Source organism: Chitinimonas koreensis, from assembly GCF_014353015.1.
In the GTDB taxonomy this organism is placed as follows: Bacteria; Pseudomonadota; Gammaproteobacteria; order Burkholderiales; family Chitinimonadaceae; genus Chitinimonas; species Chitinimonas koreensis.
This window is the reverse complement of sequence record NZ_CP060704.1, coordinates 2,049,490-2,072,657: the sequence shown is the minus strand read 5'-3', so window position 1 is coordinate 2,072,657 and position 23,168 is coordinate 2,049,490. Positions and strand designations below refer to the sequence as shown.

Below are 23,168 nucleotides of genomic sequence, written 5' to 3'. Positions count from 1 at the left end.
ATGCAACTGCTCAACACGCTTTACGTCACCACGCCCGACGCCTACCTACGGCTGGACAACGACACGCTGCGCGTCGAAGTCGGCCAGGACACCCGGCTGCGCGTACCGCTGCATCACCTGAGCGGCGTGGTCACCTTTGGTCATGTCATGCTGTCCACGCCGCTGATGCATCGACTTGCGGAAGAGGCCATCACGCTGACACTCCTTGACGCCAATGGCCGTTTCAAGGCGCGACTGGAAGGACCACAGAGCGGCAACATCCTGCTGCGACAAGCTCAGCACCGACGAGCCGCGGAAATGGCCTTCGCACTGATGACGGCGCACGCATGCGTCGCCGGCAAGATTCGCAATGCGCGGCAGGTTCTGTTGCGAGGCGCTCGTGAGGCCAAGAGCGAATCGGAACGCGCGCAGCTCGAGCGTGGCGGCAACGATCTGGCGGCTAGCCTGCGTGCGCTACCCGGCGCCATCGACCTCGATACGGTAAGGGGGCTCGAAGGCGAAGCCGCCCGCCAATACTTCGCCCGATTCAATTTGCTGATCCGCCCGGATCGGCGCGACGCCTTCCATTTCGATGGCCGAACACGCCGGCCACCACGAGATCGGCTCAATGCCTTGCTGTCCTTTCTTTACTCGATGTGGACCAGCGACTGTCGAGCGGCGTGCGAAGCAGCCGGGCTCGACCCACAGCTCGGCTTCCTGCACGTGGTGCGTCCGGGCAGACCCGCACTGGCACTGGATTTGGTGGAAGAGTTCAGGCCGTTTGCCGACCGCCTGGCGCTGAGCCTAATCAATCGCAGGCAGATCGACACGACGAGCTTCGTCGAACGCGAGGGAGGCGCCGTGCTACTGGAGGGTGATGCGCGGCGCGACATCGTCGTTGCCTTTCAGGAGCGCAAGCAGGAAGCCTTGCAACATTCATTGTTCAAGGAAGCGATCCCGCTCGGCCTGATGCCCTTGGTCCAGGCACGGCTGATGGCTAGGGCGATCCGCGGCGAAACCGAAGGCTATCTGCCCTTCGTATTCAAGTAGAGCGCCGGCATGCTGATCATCGTCTGCTACGACGTGAACACCGAGACGCGCGAAGGCCGCCGTCGCCTGCGGCGAGTGGCCAAGGTCTGCGAAAGTACGGGACAACGCGTGCAGAAATCGGTATTCGAATGCCAAGTCAACCAGATGCAATATGAGGATCTGGAACGGCGACTGCTGGCAGAAATCGAACCGTCCGAAGACAACCTGCGCCTGTATCGCCTGGCGGAAACCCGTGGTTGCGAAGTCAAGGAACACGGCATATTCCGAGCAACCGACTTCGAAGGCCCACTCGTGCTTTGAAGCGGACAGGCGCATATCACGTTGAGTAGACGAGTACGCCGGCCTAGAATGACTCGCGCGAACCTGGATCAACCGTCAATCATCTGAAGGGTTCGCGCAGTCTCGCAAGCCATTGATGAAGCAATGCTTTCTTCGAATCCATCCCCATCCCATCCGGCCAAGCTAGTGACATGTGGCTTAGGTTCGCGCAAAACGGGCATTTATGCCTTCGATGCCAAGCATTTCGATGCGTGGCGTTTCAGCCGTCAGTGATGACGGCTGTGAATTGAAACAACCTGGTCGCCGACGCCTTCGACGGCAGCGGTGTTTCAGCCGTCAGTGATGACGGCTGTGAATTGAAACGTCTCCCGAACTGCGCGTATCGCGCACATCGGCCGTTTCAGCCGTCAGTGATGACGGCTGTGAATTGAAACGACTACAAGCACGGCCAGGGCGTGACGGTGGAGGGTTTCAGCCGTCAGTGATGACGGCTGTGAATTGAAACTACAGCGGCTGCTACGCCCGGGCCACCGTGACCGTTTCAGCCGTCAGTGATGACGGCTGTGAATTGAAACCTTTGCAATTCCCTCGGATACCCGGCCTATGAAGGTTTCAGCCGTCAGTGATGACGGCTGTGAATTGAAACAAGTGGCGGGCCATGATATGGATCTCCTCTATTTCGTTTCAGCCGTCAGTGATGACGGCTGTGAATTGAAACAAGAGCGCCGGCCGGGCCTTCCTGCAGTTCGCCGTTTCAGCCGTCAGTGATGACGGCTGTGAATTGAAACTGCCGCAGACAAACGATGCCCACGTGATGAACGGTTTCAGCCGTCAGTGATGACGGCTGTGAATTGAAACGAGCTCGGCTTGACCACTCCGGGTGATGTTCGAGTTTCAGCCGTCAGTGATGACGGCTGTGAATTGAAACGTGTTGCATGGTTTTCTCCTTGCGGTTGATCTTGTTTCAGCCGTCAGTGATGACGGCTGTGAATTGAAACTTCAGCCCCGGCCAGGGCTTCCGCGCTGCCGAAATGTTTCAGCCGTCAGTGATGACGGCTGTGAATTGAAACAGGTTCTTGATCATGGTGGAGTCCTTCAAATTACGTTTCAGCCGTCAGTGATGACGGCTGTGAATTGAAACTTTTAGCGGGCTGACATTCACCGGCGATCTGAAAGGTTTCAGCCGTCAGTGATGACGGCTGTGAATTGAAACATTGATGAGGTTGACGTCGCCCTGACGGCCTATGTTTCAGCCGTCAGTGATGACGGCTGTGAATTGAAACTCGGCAATTTCGACGGTGTCGCCGGCCATTGCGGTTTCAGCCGTCAGTGATGACGGCTGTGAATTGAAACGACTGCTGTGTCGAAACCCGCCGCACTGGCGCCGGTTTCAGCCGTCAGTGATGACGGCTGTGAATTGAAACGGGAATTCCCTGTACGCCCCCAGGTAGTCGCCGGTTTCAGCCGTCAGTGATGACGGCTGTGAATTGAAACATGAGGAAGCTGGCCGACGCGATCGGCATGCCGCGTTTCAGCCGTCAGTGATGACGGCTGTGAATTGAAACCAGCCGGTGCGCGAGCATTGCACCGCGTAGTCGCCGTTTCAGCCGTCAGTGATGACGGCTGTGAATTGAAACTTGCTGACTGGTCGAACGTCGGACCAATTTTGACCAAGTTTCAGCCGTCAGTGATGACGGCTGTGAATTGAAACGCCACTGGTGATTACCGTAGGCTGGAATACCGGACGTTTCAGCCGTCAGTGATGACGGCTGTGAATTGAAACTTCTTGATCGCCGCGAGCTTGGCAGCTTTGCGCCGTTTCAGCCGTCAGTGATGACGGCTGTGAATTGAAACCGCCAGCTCGCCCCGCATTGCCAGCGCCAGGCCGTTTCAGCCGTCAGTGATGACGGCTGTGAATTGAAACGTTTTCGCGGGCCTGGCTCAGCATACTGTCGAAGTTTCAGCCGTCAGTGATGACGGCTGTGAATTGAAACCGCGGAGGTACAGGGAGCCGCCGACGTGCAGGCGTTTCAGCCGTCAGTGATGACGGCTGTGAATTGAAACAGCGTCATCTCCCTGGTTAGGCTGGTTGATCGTCGTTTCAGCCGTCAGTGATGACGGCTGTGAATTGAAACATTGGCGTTGATGCTCATGCCAAAGCGCTTGCCGTTTCAGCCGTCAGTGATGACGGCTGTGAATTGAAACAATCTGCCTGCTATGTCAGTTCGAGCGCGGATAGTTTCAGCCGTCAGTGATGACGGCTGTGAATTGAAACTTGTCGTGCGGCGATGATTTCACTGGGCGGCGGGTTTCAGCCGTCAGTGATGACGGCTGTGAATTGAAACGGATTATCGGAGGTGGACGGTGATGGAAGCCAAGTTTCAGCCGTCAGTGATGACGGCTGTGAATTGAAACAGGGTATTCGTAAAAGTGGGTTGGAAACTGCTTCGTTTCAGCCGTCAGTGATGACGGCTGTGAATTGAAACCCAGGCGTGATTAGGCATTGTCTTCGCTCCTTGCGTTTCAGCCGTCAGTGATGACGGCTGTGAATTGAAACTTGTTGACAATGCGGCGATAGCGCTTGAGACATTGTTTCAGCCGTCAGTGATGACGGCTGTGAATTGAAACACCGACAAATTCGCCAGCGGGAAAGCCGATGCCTGTTTCAGCCGTCAGTGATGACGGCTGTGAATTGAAACTTCGGGTGTTAGGGGCCACATGCTCACACCCTCACGTTTCAGCCGTCAGTGATGACGGCTGTGAATTGAAACACGTTGGACATGTTGGACATGGCTGCTCCCTCTCGTTTCAGCCGTCAGTGATGACGGCTGTGAATTGAAACAATTGATGAAAGATTTGGTTGTGCCGAAGATTGAGTTTCAGCCGTCAGTGATGACGGCTGTGAATTGAAACCGATTATCGTCGGCCGCGGGCTGGAGGATTTTGTGTTTCAGCCGTCAGTGATGACGGCTGTGAATTGAAACTGGTCACCCTGCCCGGCAGTGGTGGCATCCGGGCGTTTCAGCCGTCAGTGATGACGGCTGTGAATTGAAACTTCTCGGGCGGTGGTTTCTGTTTCATGTTTAGGTAGTTTCAGCCGTCAGTGATGACGGCTGTGAATTGAAACATACTTCTCCAACAAGGTGCCAGACCGACCATATGTTTCAGCCGTCAGTGATGACGGCTGTGAATTGAAACTGGCGCTTGGTTTTGGTATTCGCGCGATTTGAAGTTTCAGCCGTCAGTGATGACGGCTGTGAATTGAAACATCAATGCGGTGTTCTCGGCCAAGAAGCGATATGGTTTCAGCCGTCAGTGATGACGGCTGTGAATTGAAACCTTTCGGAAGTCGAACGAGTAGTAGGAATCAAGTGTTTCAGCCGTCAGTGATGACGGCTGTGAATTGAAACAGACCTGGCGCCGGAAGGCCGACGAGGCGCTACGGTTTCAGCCGTCAGTGATGACGGCTGTGAATTGAAACGTGAGCAACAACTACGATTTCGGCGGCCACTCCAGTTTCAGCCGTCAGTGATGACGGCTGTGAATTGAAACACTCTTCGGTCCACCAGCCATACAGCGCCGAATCGTTTCAGCCGTCAGTGATGACGGCTGTGAATTGAAACGTCGTCATCGGGCCGTCGGGTCGGATCGACCCAGGTTTCAGCCGTCAGTGATGACGGCTGTGAATTGAAACCCTGGCGGCGGCGCGAGCGGCTCCCAGCTCCGCAGTTTCAGCCGTCAGTGATGACGGCTGTGAATTGAAACTCGGGACTGGCACAGGCCGATTCGCCGGTGACGGTGTTTCAGCCGTCAGTGATGACGGCTGTGAATTGAAACTGGGAACAGAACGGCTGCAACCAGCTGGCCGACGTTTCAGCCGTCAGTGATGACGGCTGTGAATTGAAACGAATTGGGGATCAACTGGATCAGCTGTTGCAGGCGTTTCAGCCGTCAGTGATGACGGCTGTGAATTGAAACCTGATCAATTACGCTCTCAAGATCGGCGTTCGGGTTTCAGCCGTCAGTGATGACGGCTGTGAATTGAAACAGCCAACCCCAACCAAGGAGAACCCAGATCATGGCGTTTCAGCCGTCAGTGATGACGGCTGTGAATTGAAACGCGTGACCCTTGTGAGCGAGCATCCCTCTCTTTCGTTTCAGCCGTCAGTGATGACGGCTGTGAATTGAAACTGGCGCAATCTGACCCGCATCCGGGGCGGCTCAAGGGTTTCAGCCGTCAGTGATGACGGCTGTGAATTGAAACAAGCTGAAATCGCACGCCAGCTTTTCCATGCCCAGTTTCAGCCGTCAGTGATGACGGCTGTGAATTGAAACTTTTACTCCCGCTGGCATCGACAGGCGTAGTGCGGTTTCAGCCGTCAGTGATGACGGCTGTGAATTGAAACCGTGACCGCGCGCGGGTCCACGTCCCAGACCGACGTTTCAGCCGTCAGTGATGACGGCTGTGAATTGAAACACCAGGAAAGCGCGAACCTCGGCCAGGTGCGTGCGTTTCAGCCGTCAGTGATGACGGCTGTGAATTGAAACTCGCCAATCGACGTGCCGTCGCCGACCTCACCAACGTTTCAGCCGTCAGTGATGACGGCTGTGAATTGAAACCGGAAATTGGTGATGGCGCCGAGCCAGGGATAGGGTTTCAGCCGTCAGTGATGACGGCTGTGAATTGAAACTTACACCTGCTGCGGCGCCATGTTGCGACGCAGGTTTCAGCCGTCAGTGATGACGGCTGTGAATTGAAACACGGCGGAAGAAGCCGACAGATACGAAGACATAGTTTCAGCCGTCAGTGATGACGGCTGTGAATTGAAACATGTCTCGCTCGATGTATTCGAGCGGCAGCAGGTGTTTCAGCCGTCAGTGATGACGGCTGTGAATTGAAACTACTACTCGAGCTCGCCGACGATCGAGGGCGCGAGTTTCAGCCGTCAGTGATGACGGCTGTGAATTGAAACTACGGCGAGCAGGGCAGCCTCGCCGAGCTCGCTGGTTTCAGCCGTCAGTGATGACGGCTGTGAATTGAAACTGGATCATCCGCAGCGCGGTGGCGTCGTTCTCGGCGTTTCAGCCGTCAGTGATGACGGCTGTGAATTGAAACCAGTCGATGGGCTGGCGGGCCGGATCGAAATAGTCGTTTCAGCCGTCAGTGATGACGGCTGTGAATTGAAACGTCGTCCCGGTGCTCGTGATCGTGCCGCCGACGGTTTCAGCCGTCAGTGATGACGGCTGTGAATTGAAACAATTTCAGCAAGGCGCAGGAACAGACCTTCCAGGTTTCAGCCGTCAGTGATGACGGCTGTGAATTGAAACTGCATCACCGGCAGCGCGCTTGCCGCCATCGCCGTTTCAGCCGTCAGTGATGACGGCTGTGAATTGAAACGCGATGTAACCGGCCGCACTGCCGCGCCCCCAGTCGTTTCAGCCGTCAGTGATGACGGCTGTGAATTGAAACAAGCGCGCCGGCGCCGAGCGCCTGCCCGTCGTCGGTTTCAGCCGTCAGTGATGACGGCTGTGAATTGAAACTTGACCATCTCGGCCAGCATGGCCGGCGTGATGGTGTTTCAGCCGTCAGTGATGACGGCTGTGAATTGAAACCAGTACGTCGAGGTGCTGGGGCAGGTGGAATTGGGTTTCAGCCGTCAGTGATGACGGCTGTGAATTGAAACTCGGTGAAGCCCAATAACCGCCGCGGCAGCTTCGTTTCAGCCGTCAGTGATGACGGCTGTGAATTGAAACAGCAGCGATTTCAGCGACCGAAAGGGCAACACCTGTTTCAGCCGTCAGTGATGACGGCTGTGAATTGAAACGTGTCCCACACCATGAGGCGATCCGGCTTCGCCGCGGTTTCAGCCGTCAGTGATGACGGCTGTGAATTGAAACGTCGGCCGCGGCGCGCGCCTGGCGGTTCGCCACGGTTTCAGCCGTCAGTGATGACGGCTGTGAATTGAAACACGGCCTGCAGGCCGTTCGTGCGCGGTCTACCTTTGTTTCAGCCGTCAGTGATGACGGCTGTGAATTGAAACGCGCAGACCATCTCGGCGGGTGTCAGCGCGGTCTAGTTTCAGCCGTCAGTGATGACGGCTGTGAATTGAAACCCGCGAGTGAGGTGCCGCCGCATCAGCGCCCGCTGTTTCAGCCGTCAGTGATGACGGCTGTGAATTGAAACTCTCCGAGCGCGCCCACGGCCGCGCCGAATCGGGGGTTTCAGCCGTCAGTGATGACGGCTGTGAATTGAAACTCTTCGGCCGGTACTCACCGCCGGCAGGTGCACTGTTTCAGCCGTCAGTGATGACGGCTGTGAATTGAAACTGCTCGCGCTGCGACGTCGACCGCGACTACTGCGCGTTTCAGCCGTCAGTGATGACGGCTGTGAATTGAAACGTAGGCGCCGGCGATCGCGTTGCGCAGCCGGCGTTTCAGCCGTCAGTGATGACGGCTGTGAATTGAAACTTGAGCTGGTCCGGTATCGAGGAGCAGGCCGAGGCAGTTTCAGCCGTCAGTGATGACGGCTGTGAATTGAAACGATTGCAGCCACGTATTGACCGGCCCGATCCAGGGTTTCAGCCGTCAGTGATGACGGCTGTGAATTGAAACCACTGCAGCGGCTCGATCTGCTCAGGCGGAACAGGTTTCAGCCGTCAGTGATGACGGCTGTGAATTGAAACTTGACGGTGACATGTCCATCGAAATACCACCCGAGTTTCAGCCGTCAGTGATGACGGCTGTGAATTGAAACAAGTTCCTGGGCCTCTACACCCCGGCCACCGATAGTTTCAGCCGTCAGTGATGACGGCTGTGAATTGAAACTTGCCGTTCGGCGCGTACAGCAGCAGGTTGCGGAAGTTTCAGCCGTCAGTGATGACGGCTGTGAATTGAAACTCCGCTCACCGGCATCTCGGGACCGGAAGGTTGGTTTCAGCCGTCAGTGATGACGGCTGTGAATTGAAACTTGCTGTCGCCGGCCCACCCGGAGCCGGACATCTGTTTCAGCCGTCAGTGATGACGGCTGTGAATTGAAACGCGAGCAGAGCGCGCATCACGATGCCGTCTCGTCGTTTCAGCCGTCAGTGATGACGGCTGTGAATTGAAACAACACGGCCGGAATCCCAGCAGCGCACCTTGACGGTTTCAGCCGTCAGTGATGACGGCTGTGAATTGAAACGGCGATCGGCACTGGAACGATCCGCTGCGCTGGGATTTCAGCCGTCAGTGATGACGGCTGTGAATTGAAACCGGCCATTCCTGGCGCGACGGCGAACGTCGGCAGGTTTCAGCCGTCAGTGATGACGGCTGTGAATTGAAACGGCGATCGGCACTGGAACGATCCGCTGCGCTGGGATTTCAGCCGTCAGTGATGACGGCTGTGAATTGAAACCGGCCATTCCTGGCGCGACGGCGAACGTCGGCAGGTTTCAGCCGTCAGTGATGACGGCTGTGAATTGAAACTGGTGTGGACCCGCGCCGGCGGCCAGGTGCTGCCGGTTTCAGCCGTCAGTGATGACGGCTGTGAATTGAAACAGGTTGTCGCCTCGAGTGCCGGCGGCCAGCGCAGTTTCAGCCGTCAGTGATGACGGCTGTGAATTGAAACTCGGTGGTGTTGCCGTTGCCGTAGTTGATGGTCGTTTCAGCCGTCAGTGATGACGGCTGTGAATTGAAACTTTGAACAGCCCTCATGATTCGAACGCACGATTGGTTTCAGCCGTCAGTGATGACGGCTGTGAATTGAAACAGGAGACGAGCATGACCCCTGTCGAAGTCCACATGTTTCAGCCGTCAGCGATGACGGCTGTGAATTGAAACGGATTGCGGCGCAGCAGCTCAAGGGCTGCCGCATGTTTCAGCCGTCAGTGATGACGGCTGTGAATTGAAACTGCAGCACGCGTTCGCCGATCCACTCGCGAAAGCGTTTCAGCCGTCAGTGATAACGGCTGTGAATTGAAACATCGGCTACGTGGCGAAATTCGCCCGTGTGATCGGTTTCAGCCGTCAGTGATGACGGCTGTGAATTGAAACGCCGTTGCGACGTTGCGCCGGGCAGTGATCGTCGGTTTCAGCCGTCAGTGATGACGGCTGTGAATTGAAACATCGTGGACGTCGACGGCGTCGACGTGTCGTGGACGTTTCAGCCGTCAGTGATGACCGCTGTGAATTGAAACCGCTTCGGATGCGGATCAAGTCCACGTTGGTCGTGTTTCAGCCGTCAGTGATGACGGCTGTAAATTGAAACATGCCTCCAGAATGACTGCCTGCTGCACTTGGATAGTTTCAGCCGTCAGTGATGACGGCTGTGAATTGAAACTGGAGCATCCAGGGGCTACTCGGCCAGCTGGTGCGTTTCAGCCGTCAGTGATGACGGCTGTGATTTGAAACAGCCCATCGTCGAGCTCGAGGTCGACCGCGCCGAGTTTCAGCCGTCAGTGATGACGGCTGTGAATTGAAACCACAGCCGCACCCAGCCGCGCTCGACCGTGCGGACCGTTTCAGCCGTCAGTGATGACGGCTGTGAATTGAAACGCGCAGCTGTACCTGTGCCAGTTCATCGACGACGTTTCAGCCGTCAGTGATGATGGCTGTGAATTGAAACTTGTGCGCCATCTCTTTTATCCAGCGGAGCGTTGCGTTTCAGCCGTCAGTAATGACGGCTGTGAATTGAGACCATTTGAATTTCATGCGCGCACCCGATAGCTCGGGTTCCAGCCGTGAATTGAAACCATCTGACCAGCGCGTACGCCAGCACGTTGTCCGGTTTCAGCCGTCAGTGATGACAGCTGCTAGCACTTCAGCGGCGCATATATCGGCTTATACCGGTACGGCTTCAGCCCTCAAAAATGACTACCATAAACGAAACAGTCATCGCCACCTCGACCTCAATTATTCAGTCTTCGTTCCTGCGTCCAGGTCAATCGACGCCGAATTCACGCAATACCGCAACCCGGTCGGCCCCGGCCCGTCGGGAAACACATGCCCCAGATGCGCATCGCACACCGCGCACAGGATCTCGGTGCGCACCATGCCGTGACTGGTATCGACCTTTTCGGCCACCACGCCGGGCAGCGCCTGCCAGAAGCTGGGCCAGCCGCAGCCGGCGTCGAACTTGGTGCCGGAGACGAACAGCGGCGTGCCGCAGCAGATGCAGTTGTAGGTGCCGGGCGTCTCGGTGTCCCAGTAGATGCCGGTGAAGGGCGGCTCGGTGTGGGCGTGGCGGGTGACGCGGTACTGCGTCTCGCTCAGCTGGGCACGCCATTCGGCGTCGGTCTTGACCACTTTGGCCATGGGGAACTCCGATCGTCAGCAGGGGTTGCATGCGGACAGGCCGTCGCGGCCGGGCTGGCCGGCCTCGGGCCCTGCGCATGGTTGGGACCTCGTCCTGTCTAGATGGTGCACGATCGCGCCGATTGCAAGCCGCTTGCGCCACCGCAAAGCCCGGCTGGGGCGCCATGCTAGACTTGCCGTCTTCGTCGAACTCCATGCAAGAAACTGACATGCAGCAGCCCTGGCAAGACTTCGCCCCGCCCGCCGATTACCTCAAGGACCGCGTCATCCTCGTCACCGGCGCCGGCCAGGGCCTGGGCGAGGTGGCCGCGCTGGCGCTGGCCGCCCACGGCGCGACCGTGGTGCTGACCGGCCGCAACGAGAAGAAGCTCGGCCGCGTCTACGACGCCATCGAGGCCGCAGGCGGCGCCAAGCCGGCCGCCATCCCGGTCGACCTGGCGGCAATGGGCGACCAGGACTGCGTGAACTTCGCCAACCTGATCTGGAAGGAATTCGACCAGCTCGACGGCATCGTTCATTGCGCCAACGGTTTCAACCACCTGTCGCCGCTGGTCAACCAGAAGCTCGAGGAATGGGTGTCGATGTACCGCGCCAACGTGGCCGCGCCGTTCGCCATCACCCGCGCCGCGCTGCCGCTGCTCAAGCGCGCCGACGACGCCAGCGTGCTGTTCGTGGTCGAACAGCATGCCTTCGACCCGAAGGCCTACTGGGGCGGCTTCGTCACCACCCGTGCCGGCCAGGCCGCGCTGGCGGCAGTGGCGGCCGACGAGTGGGACAAGCCGCCCTTCCCGCGCGTCAACGTGCTGGTGCCGGGCCCGGTGAAGTCGCCGTTCCGCACCAAGACCCATCCGGCCGAGAACAAGGACGCGATGCCCGCCGCCGCCGAGATGGCGCCGGCCTTCCTCTGGCTGGCCGGCCCGGCCAGCCGCGAGGTGCGCGGCCAGACCTTCCGCTTCAACCCGGCCGACACCGTCGGCGAGGCCGCCGCTTGAGCCAGCCCGTCGCCGTCCGCCTCGACAAGTGGCTGTGGGCCGCGCGCTTCTTCAAGACGCGCAGCCTGGCCGTCACGGCGATCGAGGCCGGCCATGTCCACCTCGGCGGTGAACGCGCCAAGCCGGCACGCCAGCTCAAGCCCGGCGACACGCTGCGCATCCTGGCGCCGCACGGCGAATTCGAAGTCGAGGTGCTCGCGCTGAGCGAGCAGCGCGGCCCGGCCGAGACCGCGCGCCAGCTCTATCGCGAAACCGAGGCCAGCCAGGCGGCGCGCGAGCGGCGCCGCGAGGAACAGGCGCTGGCGCCGCAGTTCGACCATCCCGACGTGCGCGGCCGGCCGACCAAGAAGTGGCGGCGGCAACTGCAGTCGTTCGAGCGCGGGCAGGACTGAAACCCCGCCGCCTCGGCTCGCCCTCGAAACGAACAGGCCACCTTGCGGTGGCCTGTCTGTTTTCGGGTTGGCGCGTACTGCCGACGCGTCACTGCTTGGACTGCATCAACTCCACCACCGCCTTGATCTTGGGCTTGAGCCCGGCGTCGGCACCGTCGGCCTGTTTCTGCGCCCATTCGATCGCGTTCATGCCGTCGCCTTCCTTCTCGCCGATCGCCTTCTTGCCGGCCTTGCTGACCAGCAGCGTGGCCGCCTCGAGCGAGCCGCTGAGCGCGGCATAGCGCAGGAGGCTGTACTTGCCGCACTTGAAGTCGCCGTATTCGCGGCGCAGGTCGACCTCGGTCTCGTCGAGCGTGCGGCGCAGGCTCGAACGGTCGTCCACCTTGATGTAGTCGCAGATCTTCTGCAGGGCACGCAGGTCGTCGTCGGCCTGGGCGCCGGCCACGAGCGCGGTCGCCGCGAGGCAAAGCCAGAGTCTGTTGGTCATGGCGCGGGATTCCTTTGCAATGGCTTGGTACTGGGTATTCATCTCGTGCGTTCCGGGCTCAGACCTGGAACTGCGCGACCTGGCGCTGCAGCCGTTCGGCCAGTTGCGACAGCTCGCGGCTCGAGGCGGCGGTCTGGTTGGCGCCGACGGCGGTCTGCTCGGCGATCTCGCTGATGCCGACCACGCCCTTGTGCAGGTGGCGGGTGGTGGCCGACTGCGCGTCGGCGGCCTGGGCGATCTCGCCGCTCATGCTGTCGACCTGGCGCATGCTGGAGAGGATGGCAGCCAGCGCGCGGCCGGCCTCGCCGGCCTGCTCGACGCTGGCCACCGTGCCGCTGCGGCTCTGCGTCATGGCGCCGACCGCGTCCTTCACGCCGGCCTGCAGGCGGGTGATCACCGACTGGATCTCGCCGGTGGATTCGCGCGTGCGGCTGGCCAGCGTGCGCACCTCGTCGGCCACCACGGCGAAGCCGCGGCCCTGCTCACCGGCGCGCGCCGCCTCGATCGCGGCATTGAGCGCCAGCAGGTTGGTCTGCTCGGCGATGTCGCCGATCACGGTCAGGATGCGGCCGATGTCCTTGCTGTAGCCGTCCAGCCGCGTCACCACCTCGGCGGTCGACTGGATATGGCCGGCCAGTTGCTCGATGGTCTGGATGTTGGCGGTCACCACGTCCTGGCCGCGCTCGGCGATCCCGCGCGCGGCGCGGATCTCGGCCAGCGTGCGGTCGGCGCCTTCGGCCACCGCGCGCACGCTGTCGGTCATGGCGGCCATCTCGCGCACCATCTCGTCGGTCTGGCGCTTCTGGTTCTCGATGCCGCTGCTGGTCTGGGCGGTGATGGTGGCGCTCTGCTCGCTGGCCTCGGCCAGCTTCACCGCGCCGCTGGCGATGTCGACCAGCATGGCGCGCAGCCGATCGGTCAGCTCGTTGGTCCAGCGCGCCAGCTCGCCGAATTCGTCGCGGCTCTTCACCTCGACGCGGCGCGTCATGTCGCCCTCGGCGATGCGGCGCAGCTGCGCCACCACCAGGGCCAGCGGCTTGCGGATGCTGTTGGTGACCCACAGCGCGGTGACCAGCGCGATGCCCAGCGCGGCCAGGCTCATGACCACGATGGCGGCCATGGCGAAGCCGCTGCTGCGGTCGGCGCTCTGCTTGGCCGCCGCGACGCGCTCGCCGGCCAGCTTGCCGACCTGGTCGAGCTGCTTGCGCGTCTCCTCGATGCGCTGGTTCAGCAGCGCCAGCGCCTTGAGCGACTCGGCGTCCTGCTCGAGCGAGCGCACGTAGGTCGGCATCAGCGCCTTGTCGCCCTCGAGCACGGCCAGGTAGTCGCCGAGCAGCTCGTGGATGTCGGCCACCGGCTTGGCCTCGCCGACCGCCTCGTAGCCGGCGCGGATGTCGGCCGCCACCGGCGCGACGTCCTTGGCGGCGATGCGGGCCGATTCGAGCTTGTTCTGCTGCAGCGCCTCGGTCGCCACCAGCACCGCGCGCTTCACGTCGCGGCGCAGCTTGTTCAGCACGTCGGGCTTGCCGGCGTGGCTGTCGAGCGCGTCGGCGATCAGGCCGTCGAGCTCGTCGGCGCTGTCCTCGAGCTGGCCGCGGGCGGACTTGAGCTTGGGCAGCAGCTCGGCGAACTGCTTGTGCGAGGCGAACAGCGCATCGGCCGCCTGCTGCACCGAGACGATGCCGTCGCCGAAGCGGCGCGCCGCGCTGTTGAGCGCCTCGTCGTTGGCGCCGAGGCCCTGCAGATCCTGGCGCAACTGGCCGATCCGCTTGGCGGTGTCGGCATAGCGCGCCTCGAGCGCGGCGAGCTCGCCGGCGTCGCGGCTGGCGTGATAGCCGTCGGCCAGGCGGCCGGTTTCGAGCAGGGCGACCAGCACCGACTGGCTATGGCCGCGCAATTGAGTGGCTTCGCTGACGTTGGAAAGGCTGCGGCTCATGCTGGCCTGGCCGAACAGGCCGGTCAGCCCGACCGCGAGCAAGAGCGCCGCAACGACGAAAAAACCGGTGGCAATGCGCTGAACGACGGTAAGTCGCGAGAACATCCGTTTCTCCCTTTACAGATGTACCAAACGCCTCGCTACGGTCGACGATACCGGTCTCATTCGGTACCGCGGCCTGCCGAGGCGTTATCTATTAGCAGTTCATGATTCAACCATAGGGTAGCCATGCCGGGGTCATGAATGCCGGGGTGTCGTAACTACGCCACGCATGCGGCAAAAATGCATATTGAGTGACGCGATGTGGCATCGGCACCACGCGGTGCAAAGAAAACGCAATGCCGTCCTGCTAATTTGAGCGTTTGCTTGGTCAAATCGCGATTCCGGCTGCCCGCAGCCGGATCGGCTTCTATTGTTTGATTTGGTTTAGGCGATGGCCAGGCAGATCGTCAATGGAACCGAACACCAAATCATGGAGAGAGATGATGGATAGACGGCATTTTCTGAAATTCGGCAGCTTCGTCACCGTGTCGGCCGCGACCGCGGGCCTGGCCGGCTGCGGCGGCAACGACGGCAACACCAACTCGCCGATGCCGACCACGCCTGATGCGCCAGCCGCCACCGGCAGCAACTGGAAGTTCCCGCAGAGCGTGGCCTCGGGCGATCCGCGCCCGGACAGCATCATGCTGTGGACGCGCGTGGTGCCGACCAGCGCCGACGACGTGGCCACTGCCGGCACTGCCGCCAATCTCACCATCAAGGTCCAGGTCACCGACGCCGACAACGCCGCCAAGATCGGCACCACCGGCGCGCTGACCGGCACGCTGGCGGTCGACGCCGCCGTCCCGGTCTACGCCCAGTACGACAACACCGTGCGCCACAAGGTGACCGGGCTGTCGGCCGGCAAGACCTACTACTACCAGTTCGTCGCCGGCGACGTGCGCTCCAAGGTCGGCCGCTTCAAGACCGCGCCGGCCAAGGACGCCGACGTCGCCCAGCTCAAGTTCGCCTTCCTCAGCTGCCAGGACTGGAGCATCAACCACTGGGGCGCCTACAGCACGCTCAAGGACGAGAACATCGACTTCTTCGTCCACCTCGGCGACTACATCTACGAGACGGTCGGCGAGGCCTTCCAGGTCGGCGCGGTCGAGTCCGCCCACACTGCGCTGACGCTGCCCAACGGCACGCTCAAGAGCGCCGGCAGCGACGCCAAGTACGCCACCACGCTGGCCGACTACCGCTACCTGTACAAGAAGTACCGCACCGACGCGCGCCTGCAGGCGGTGCACGAGCGCTTCGCCATCATCGCGGTGTGGGACGACCACGAGTTCAGCGACGACTGCTGGAACGACGCGCAGACCTATACCAACGGCACCGTCAGCGCCACCGGCGGCGACAACGAGCACCAGCCGACCCGCCGCCGCGAGGCCAACCAGGCCTGGTACGAGTACATGCCGGCCGACATCTTCTTCTCGACCGATCCGCGCGACAGCTACTTCAACGTCAAGATCTACCGCGAGCTGCAGTTCGGCAAGCTGGCCCACCTGGTGATGACCGACGAGCGGCTGTACCGCACCGACCACGTGATCCCCGAAGCCGCGCCGAACCCGGCCACCGGCAATCCCGTCGGCAGCATCGGCGCCCGCTACATGGTGCCGGAAGCCACGCTGGCCGCGGTCGAGGCGCAGAAGATCGCCGCCACCGTCGGCAAGCTGCCGGACGAGCTGATCTTCGTCTCGATCCTCGGCCAGACCCAGCGCGACTGGTGGAAGACCACCATGAAGGGCTCGGCCGCCACCTGGAAGCTGTGGGGCAACGAGGTCTCGCTGCTGAAGATGGGCGTCGACGGCACCACCGCCATCGCCACGCTGCTGGCGCTGCAGGCCGTCGCCACGCTGGCCACCGGCATCGGCCAGGCCGCCACGGCCACCGGCAGCACGCCGCGCGGCGCCGCTTTCGTGGCGGTCAAGACCACCGGCGGCAACGACGCCCAGGCCACCACCGCGGTCGGCGCGCTGGCCACGGCCGACGGCATGGCCGGCGGCACGGCCGACCAGGCCACCCTGGCCGGCGCCATGGCCACGGCCGGCTTCACCGATGCCACCCAGATCGGCGTGACGGTGCAGGCCTACCTGGCCGCCCGCGCCGCCGCGCCGGCCGGTGCGGCCACCCAGGCCGTCGCCGGCGCCCAGGTGATCGCCTTCGGCTTCATCAAGCCCAACGTGGTGGCGCTCAAGCAGAACTCGCCCTTCATCCCGGCCGACAAGAAGGCGGGCCTGACGCCCTACTTCACCCGCTTCGTGCTGAACGCCGACCAGTGGGACGGCTACAACGCCGAGCGCAAGGCGCTGATGAAGCATCTCAAGGACAACAGCATCAAGAACGTGGTCGCGCTGACCGGCGACATCCACGCCTTCTATGCCGGCACGGTGAACGACGACTACACGGCGGCCGGCGGCGGCACGCCGGTGATGGTCGACCTGGTGACCGCCGGGGTGAGCTCGGACTCCTTCTTCAGCTACCTGCGCGACGCGGTGGGCAGCCTGTCGTCGGACCTGGCCACGCTGGTCTACTACCCGCTGAGCATCCCGGTGACCGGCCTGGGCACGGTCGACCTCAAGGTCAACCTGCTCGACCACACGCTGCGCGCCTCGGCCGTGACCGCCGCCTCGCTGGCCGAAGGCCTGCGCGTGCAGTTGCGCGGCGCGCTGGGCGCCAAGGGCGTGCCCGAGGCCCAGCTCGACGTCACCACCACGGCCGTGCTGACCTCGCTGCAGGCCAGCCCGAGCTTCACCGGCCAGCTGGTGCCGCTGGCGCAGCAACTGGCCGGCATGAACAGCAACCCGTGGCTGGCGCTGGCCAATACCGACGCGCAGGGCTACGCGCTGGTGACGCTGACCCCGGCCGGCCTGAGCTGCGAGTTCCGCCAGGTGAACAAGCTGGTGGCCGGCAACGCGCCCGCGACCGTGGTGGCCAAGGTGACCACGGCGACGGTGGCCAAGGATGTGGCGGCGGTCACGATCTCCTGATCTCGATCGCGGCCTCATCGCTCAAACGCCCCGCTTCGTGCGGGGCGTTTTTGCTTGTCGGTCCGATAAGCGCACGGGCGCCAAACCGCTCGGCAGGTCGGGCTTGATGCCCGACCTGCGACGGCCGTTCACCGCAGGAGCGGCTTCAGCCGCGAACGGTGGCGGTGGAACTGGCGTCTTCGCGGCTGAAGCCGCTCCTGCAGGAAAGCTCGACGACGGATCGCGCCGGCGGAAACCGCATTCAGCCGCCGGCCTGCGGCAGCGGCACGCCGGCCGCCTGCCCCGCCAGCACGCGCCGGTAGAAGCCGCCCAGACGCTCGGCCGTGGCCGGCGCGCTCCAGCGCTTCGCGTACTGGCGCGCCTCGCCGGCCAGCTCGGCGCGGCGGTCCGGGTCGGCCAGCAGGTCGACCAGCCTGGCGGCGAAGTCGTCGGCATCGTCGCTGGCGCAGGCGCAGCCGAGACCCGGCGACAGGATGTCGTGCGCGCCCATGGCCGGGATGGCGACCACCGGCAGGCCCATCGCCATCGCTTCGAGCAGCACCAGGCCCTGCGTCTCGGTGGTCGAGCCGAAGGCGAACAGGTCGGCCGCCGCATAGCAGTCGACCAGGCCGCCGGCGCGATCGAGGTAGCCGATGAAGCGCACGTGGCGGCCGAGCTCGAGCCGCTTGGCCAGCGCCTCCAGGTGCGCCTGGGCCGGGCCCTCGCCGGCGATCAGCAGCAGGAAGTCGGGCCGCTGCTGGCGGACCCGGTGGGCCGCATGCAGCAGCAGGTCGATGTTCTTCTCGTGGGCGACGCGGCCGACGAACAGCGCCACCTCGCGCTCGGCGCCGATGTCGTTGCGGCGGCGGAAGCCCGCGCCGTCGCCGGCGCTGAACTGGCCGAGCGGGATGCCGGTCGGGATCACCTCGATCGGCACCTCGACGCCGTAGCCGCGCAACGCGTCGCGCATGGCGGTCGACGGCGCGATCACGCCGTCGGTAGCGTTGCACTGGCTGCGCGAGAAGCGCCGCGCGATGGCGCGGGTGAAGCCGGCCGGCAGGATGCGCGCGTAGTGGTGCAGGTATTCCTCGAAGAAGGTGTGGTAGGTGGCGACCGTCGGCAGCGACAGCGCCTGCGCCAGCTCGAGTCCGGCGTAGTGGGCGACGAAGGGGGTCTGGATGTGGACGAGGTCGTAGCCGGTCTCGCGCAGCCGCGGCAGCAGCCGGCGCAGCTGGCCGCGCCGCATCATGCGGTCTTCGGGATCGAAGGCGAGGTAGCGCGACGGCACGCGCATCAGGCCGGGCTCGGCCGTCTCGTTCGGGTAGGCCGGCACCACCAGGTCGACCTCGACGCCGTGGCCGGGCAGCTCGCGGCGGAAGGTCTGGATCGAGGTCGAGACGCCGTTGACCCGCGGAAAGTAGACATCGGACACCATCAGCACGCGCATCGCATTTTCCCGGAGGTCAAATGGCTGCACGCTAGCGGCGGCGCGTGACGGGCGGATGACAAGGGAGCGGCGGCGCGCCGGCCGGCCGGCTGCGGCGCCGGCCCGTCTCGGAGGAGTCGGCCGCGCCGCGCAGCCCGGCGAGGCCCGGCCTCCGCCGCGGCCGGCGCCGGCGCTCAGTCCCCCGCCAGCACCGCGCGGTCGCGGCCGGCGTCCTTGGCCGCGTAGAGCGCCTCGTCGGCCGCCGCCACCAGGCGGGCCGGGTCGGCCCCACGCGCGGGCGCATCACGGCGATGCCGATGCTGGTGGTCACGTGCGGGGCGGTCGGCGAGAAGGCATGCGGGATGCCGGCCGCGATCAGGCCGTCGCGGATCCGTTCGGCCACCCGGCGCGCGCCGGGCGCGTCGGTGCCCGGCAGGAGGATGACGAACTCCTCGCCGCCGTAGCGCGCGACGAAGTCGCCGGGCCGTTCGGGCGCCTGGCGCAGGATGGCCGCCACCCGCTTGAGGCAGTCGTCGCCGAGCTGGTGGCCGTAGCCGTCGTTGTACTTCTTGAAGTGGTCGACATCGAGCATCAGGATCGCCAGCGTGTCGCCGCTGCGCGCCGCCCGCGCCCATTCGTGCGCCAGCCTCGAATCGAAGGCGCGCCGGTTGGCGACGCCGGTCAGGCCGTCCTGCTGGGCGATGCGGCCGAGTTCCATATTGGCTTCGAGCAGCTGGGCGTTGGCGGCGTTGAGCGCCTGCTGCATGGTCTCGAGCTCGTCGATGTTGGCGATCAGCTTGGCCTCGAAGGCCTTGCGCTCGGAGATGTCGCGCATCACCGCGGTATAGAGCCGCTTGTTGCCGAGCTGGATCTCGCTCAGCGTCAGCTCGAGCTCGAACACGCTGCCGTCTTCGCGCCGGCCGTCGACCTCGATGCGGCGGCCGACCTCGGCGCCGTCCTCGCCGTCGCCGACCAGGCTGCGGAAGAAGCCTTCGCGCCTCCCGCCCGGCCGTCGGGCAGCAGGATGTCGATCGACTGGCCCATCACCCGGTGCAGGCCGTAGCCGAACAGCTCGGCCACCGCCGGGTTGAGCGCCTGCACGCGGCCCTCCTCGTTCACCACTACGATGGCGTCCTGCACGCTTTCCAGGATCGAGTTGATCAGCGCGTCCTCCTCCACCATCTTGGCCTCCATCGCGCGCACCTCGCTGAGGTCGTGCACGATGGTGGCGGTGAAGGTCGGGTCGCGGCCGTCCATGCGCGGCGCGACGATCAGCTGGCGGGTGTCCATCACCCGGCCGTCCGGCAGCACCCACTGGGTGTCGCCCTGCCAGGGCCGGCCGGCGATCGCCTGCGGCACGGCGATGTTGACCAGGAGGTTGCGCGACCACTCGGTGTAGTTGCCCAGCACGTCGATGTCGCTCAGCGGCGCGTCGGGCGCCAGGCCGCGCAGGCGGCGGCCGGCCTGGTTCAGGTAGAGCACCCGGCCGTCGAGCGAGGCGACGCCGACCATGTCGGGCAGCGCCTCGACCACCGCGTGCAGCCGGTCGCGCTCGGCCTCGATCACCTTCTGCCGGCTGATGTCGTAGGCGATCGCCATGGTGCCGATCACTTCGCCGTCGGGCCCGACCCGCACGCTGTTGGTCAGCATCACCGGCAGCCGGCTGCCGTCGCGCCGCACATAAGTCCATTCGCGCGTGTCGCCGCCGGCCACCGCGGCGTGCAGGAACATCTGCGGCGACGGCTCGATCTCGCGGCCCAGCCGCGCGCCCAGCTCCTGGGCATAGCGCGCCATCTCGACATTGTCGTGCAGCACCAGCGGCGACTGCCGGCCCACCACCTGCTCGGCCCAGTAGCCGAGCATGCGTTCGGCGGCGCGGTTGAACAGGCTGATGCGGCCGTCCAGATCGACCGCGATGATCGCGTAGGGCGAGGAATCGAGGATGTTGCGCTGCATCGCCTCGCTGCCGGCCAGCGCCAGCTCGGCCTGCTTGCGCGCGGTGATGTTGCGGCTGGTCAGCGTCACGCCCCAGCCCATCGGCACCACCCGGTTCTCGTACCAGCCGGCGGCCAGCCCCTCGTGCTCGAGATAGGCCTCCTCGATGAACGGCTCGCTGCTCTCGATCGCGCGCACGTAGCGGTCGAAATAACCGGCTGCGCGCGCTACCGGATAGGCCTCGGACTGCAGCCGGCCGACCATCTCCTCGCGGCTGCGGCCCAGCGCCGCCAGCGCGTGGCCGTTCACCTCGAGGTAGCGGAAATCGACGATGCGGCCGTCGTCGCCGCGCACCGCCTCGAGCACGAACACCGCGTCCAGGCTGCCGGCGAACACCGCGCGGAACAGCTCCTCGCTGCGCGCCACACGGCTCTGGATGCGCGAGATGTCGGTCACGTCGCGGGCGAACAGGATGGCGCCGGCCAGCTCGCCCTCGCCGTCGCGCAGCGGGCCGAGCGAAGCGTCGAAGACGCGCCGCGACAGCCCCAGCGTGATGCGGACCTGGATGTGCTCGCCCTGCAGCGCGCGGCTGAAATGGCCGATCAGCGCCGCATGGTCGGCCGCGAAGGGCTGCAGCCAGTCGAACAGCGCGTCGCCGGGCTCGGGCGCGCGGCCGTACAGCGTGCCGAAGGCCTGGCCCAGCGCCGGGTTGACCAGGCTGACGCGGCAGCGCCGGTCGATCGCCAGGATCGGGTCGCCGCTGCCGTTGACCACCCGCGCGCCAGCTCGAGCGCGCGGCTGAGCCGGCTCTCGTAGTCCTTGTGCTCCTGGGCGTCGGCCCAGCTCACGATCAGCCGCGCGCGGCCGCCCTCGGGCCCGCCGCTGGTCGAGATGCGGCAGACGATCCAGCGCTGCTCGCCGTCGCGGCGCTGCATGCGGAATTCGAGCCAGACGTCGCCCTCGCTGCGCGCCCGCGCCAGCGCCTCGCGCATGGCGTCGCCGTCGGCCGGATCGACCAGGCTCCACCAGCCCTCGCCGCGCGCCAGCTCGACCGGCATGCCGCTGAGCTGGGCCCAGTAGGGGTTGGCATGCACCAGCGCGAAGTCGGCGTCGAGCACCATCACGCCGATCGGCGCCTGTTCGAACAGCGCGTACCAGGCCTCCTCGCGCGCCTGCCGCGAGGCGTTGCGGCGGCTCAGCGTCGCCAGCGCCGAGGCGGCCAGCAGCGCGAGGCCGAGCGCGCCGCCGAGGAACAGCAGCGTCAGCTGCCGCGCCTCGTCGTAGAAGCCGGCCAGGCTGGCGGTCGGCTGGCGCAGCACCAGCCACCACTGGCTGGCGCCGCTGGCGTCGGTGGCGAACGGCAGCCGCAGCCGCGCCAGGTCGCCGCGGCCGCCCGGGCGCTCCGGGTGCATGGCGTGGAAGCTCCACAGCGTGTCGTCGGTCGCGACGAAGCCGCGCTCGCGCTCGCCCATCGCCGCCCACAGCGCCGGCAGGCGCTGGCCCAGCAGCTTGCCGGCGCCGGTCTGGCGGCTGAAACGGTCGGCCTCCTCGCCGCCCATCAGCCACTGGCCGCCGGCGTCGAGCAGCCACAGCTCGCCCTCGCCGCCGGCCAGCCGGCGCAATTGCTCGAACAGCTGGTCGGCCACCATGTTGAACACCAGCACGCCGCGCCGCGTGCCTTCGCGGTCGAACACCGGGGTAGCCAGCCGCAGCATCGGCCGGTAGGGCCGTTCGATCCGGCCATGCTCGACATTGAGATCGAGCGGCGACAGGTAGATGCGGCCGCGCGACAGGCCGACCGCATCGCGGAAATAACCGCGCTCGTGCTTGTCCTGCAGGCTGTTCTCGGCCACCACCACCGAGTCGCCGCGGTTGAGGTCGACGCGCAGCCGCTCGCGGCCGGCCAGGTCGAGCAGCCGCACCTGGTCGTAATAGGGCTTGTAGGCGAGCAGGCCGAGGAAGTGCTCGGGCCGCTGCCGCCATTGCGTCTCGGGCTCGGCCACCAGCCTGGTGATGTCGGGATCGTTGGCCAGCAGCAACAGGTCGGCTGCGCCGGACACGATGGTGTGGCCGATCTCCTGCTGCGCCTGGCCGAGCATCGCCTGCGAGCGCTCGGCCAGCCGCTCGACCGCCGCATCGCGTTCGTTGTGCCATAACCACAGGCCGCTCAGGCCGGCCAGCAGCGCCAACGGCACGAAGATCTGCGCGAAGCGCCGAAGCCAGCCGGCCGGAGACGGTGTCGGTTGATCGATGGGCATGTCGCGATAGGGGCTCAGGGCAGGTAAGTGGACGATGGCGCTCGCCATCAATATAGGCGCAGATGGGCGCGGCATCTGACGTGCGGCGCTTTACACGGAGCGCCGGCGCTACATAAAATACCAGCCAGTATGCTT

The 23,168-nt window shown here is 64.1% G+C and carries 12 protein-coding genes and 1 CRISPR repeat array; of the genes, 5 read left to right on the top strand and 7 right to left on the bottom strand.

The window, feature by feature from the left end; translation table 11 throughout:
- A complete protein-coding gene (cas1c, locus tag H9L41_RS09020; RefSeq protein ID WP_028446646.1) occupies positions 1-1,029 on the top strand; it encodes a type I-C CRISPR-associated endonuclease Cas1c in 1,029 nt (342 codons plus the stop codon).
- A 9-nt stretch (positions 1,030-1,038) separates the two neighbouring features.
- Entirely contained in the window at positions 1,039-1,329 is a 291-nt protein-coding gene (cas2, locus tag H9L41_RS09015) for a CRISPR-associated endonuclease Cas2 (protein ID WP_028446645.1), read from the top strand.
- Positions 1,330-1,564: 235 nt separating this feature from the next.
- Positions 1,565-9,982: direct repeats of the CRISPR family, unit length 37 nt; unit sequence GTTTCAGCCGTCAGTGATGACGGCTGTGAATTGAAAC.
- A gap of 215 nt (positions 9,983-10,197) precedes the next feature.
- Here the strand turns inward: cas2 and msrB are convergent.
- Complete coding sequence (gene msrB, locus H9L41_RS09010; protein WP_028446644.1) at positions 10,198-10,599, bottom strand: peptide-methionine (R)-S-oxide reductase MsrB; 402 nt, start codon at positions 10,597-10,599, stop codon at positions 10,198-10,200.
- Between the two features lie 209 nt (positions 10,600-10,808).
- Between msrB and H9L41_RS09005 the strand changes: the two genes are divergently transcribed.
- Both H9L41_RS09005 and H9L41_RS09000 read left to right on the top strand, forming a co-directional pair.
- Positions 10,809-11,591, top strand: a complete 783-nt coding sequence (locus tag H9L41_RS09005; RefSeq protein WP_028446643.1) for an SDR family NAD(P)-dependent oxidoreductase — start codon at positions 10,809-10,811, stop codon at positions 11,589-11,591.
- Positions 11,588-11,983 carry an RNA-binding S4 domain-containing protein gene (locus tag H9L41_RS09000; RefSeq protein WP_028446642.1) on the top strand — a complete coding sequence of 132 codons (396 nt, stop codon included), beginning with the start codon at positions 11,588-11,590 and terminating at the stop codon, positions 11,981-11,983. Before H9L41_RS09005 ends, H9L41_RS09000 begins: the two co-directional genes overlap by 4 nt.
- An 88-nt stretch (positions 11,984-12,071) precedes the next feature.
- Here H9L41_RS09000 and H9L41_RS08995 read toward each other — a convergent pair whose 3' ends face one another.
- Together H9L41_RS08995 and H9L41_RS08990 are read right to left on the bottom strand one after the other, a co-directional pair.
- Positions 12,072-12,470 carry a DUF3718 domain-containing protein gene (locus H9L41_RS08995; RefSeq protein ID WP_051319097.1) on the bottom strand — a complete coding sequence of 133 codons (399 nt, stop codon included), beginning with the start codon at positions 12,468-12,470 and terminating at the stop codon, positions 12,072-12,074.
- A gap of 58 nt (positions 12,471-12,528) precedes the next feature.
- Positions 12,529-14,511, bottom strand: a complete 1,983-nt coding sequence (locus tag H9L41_RS08990; protein ID WP_028446641.1) for a methyl-accepting chemotaxis protein — start codon at positions 14,509-14,511, stop codon at positions 12,529-12,531.
- 380 nt (positions 14,512-14,891) lie between these two features.
- Between H9L41_RS08990 and H9L41_RS08985 the strand changes: the two genes are divergently transcribed.
- Positions 14,892-17,435 (top strand): alkaline phosphatase D family protein, encoded by a 2,544-nt coding sequence (locus H9L41_RS08985; protein ID WP_028446640.1) that lies wholly within the window; start codon positions 14,892-14,894, stop codon positions 17,433-17,435.
- Positions 17,436-17,676: 241 nt separating this feature from the next.
- On the opposite strand, the gene H9L41_RS08980 is transcribed toward H9L41_RS08985, so the two are convergent.
- From H9L41_RS08980 to H9L41_RS08965, 4 genes are read right to left on the bottom strand one after another with little or no spacing between them, the layout of a single operon-like run.
- Positions 17,677-18,861: a glycosyltransferase gene (locus tag H9L41_RS08980; protein WP_028446639.1), complete on the bottom strand. Its 1,185-nt coding sequence runs from the start codon at positions 18,859-18,861 to the stop codon at positions 17,677-17,679.
- A gap of 31 nt (positions 18,862-18,892) precedes the next feature.
- Positions 18,893-19,741 carry a diguanylate cyclase gene (locus H9L41_RS08975; RefSeq protein WP_265583975.1) on the bottom strand — a complete coding sequence of 283 codons (849 nt, stop codon included), beginning with the start codon at positions 19,739-19,741 and terminating at the stop codon, positions 18,893-18,895.
- Positions 19,723-21,492: a PAS domain-containing protein gene (locus H9L41_RS24505; protein WP_265584029.1), complete on the bottom strand. Its 1,770-nt coding sequence runs from the start codon at positions 21,490-21,492 to the stop codon at positions 19,723-19,725. The genes H9L41_RS08975 and H9L41_RS24505 overlap by 19 nt, the downstream gene beginning before the upstream one ends.
- Positions 21,378-23,033 (bottom strand): PAS domain-containing protein, encoded by a 1,656-nt coding sequence (locus H9L41_RS08965; protein WP_187523762.1) that lies wholly within the window; start codon positions 23,031-23,033, stop codon positions 21,378-21,380. The genes H9L41_RS24505 and H9L41_RS08965 overlap by 115 nt, the downstream gene beginning before the upstream one ends.
- Between the last annotated feature and the right edge of the window lie 135 nt (positions 23,034-23,168).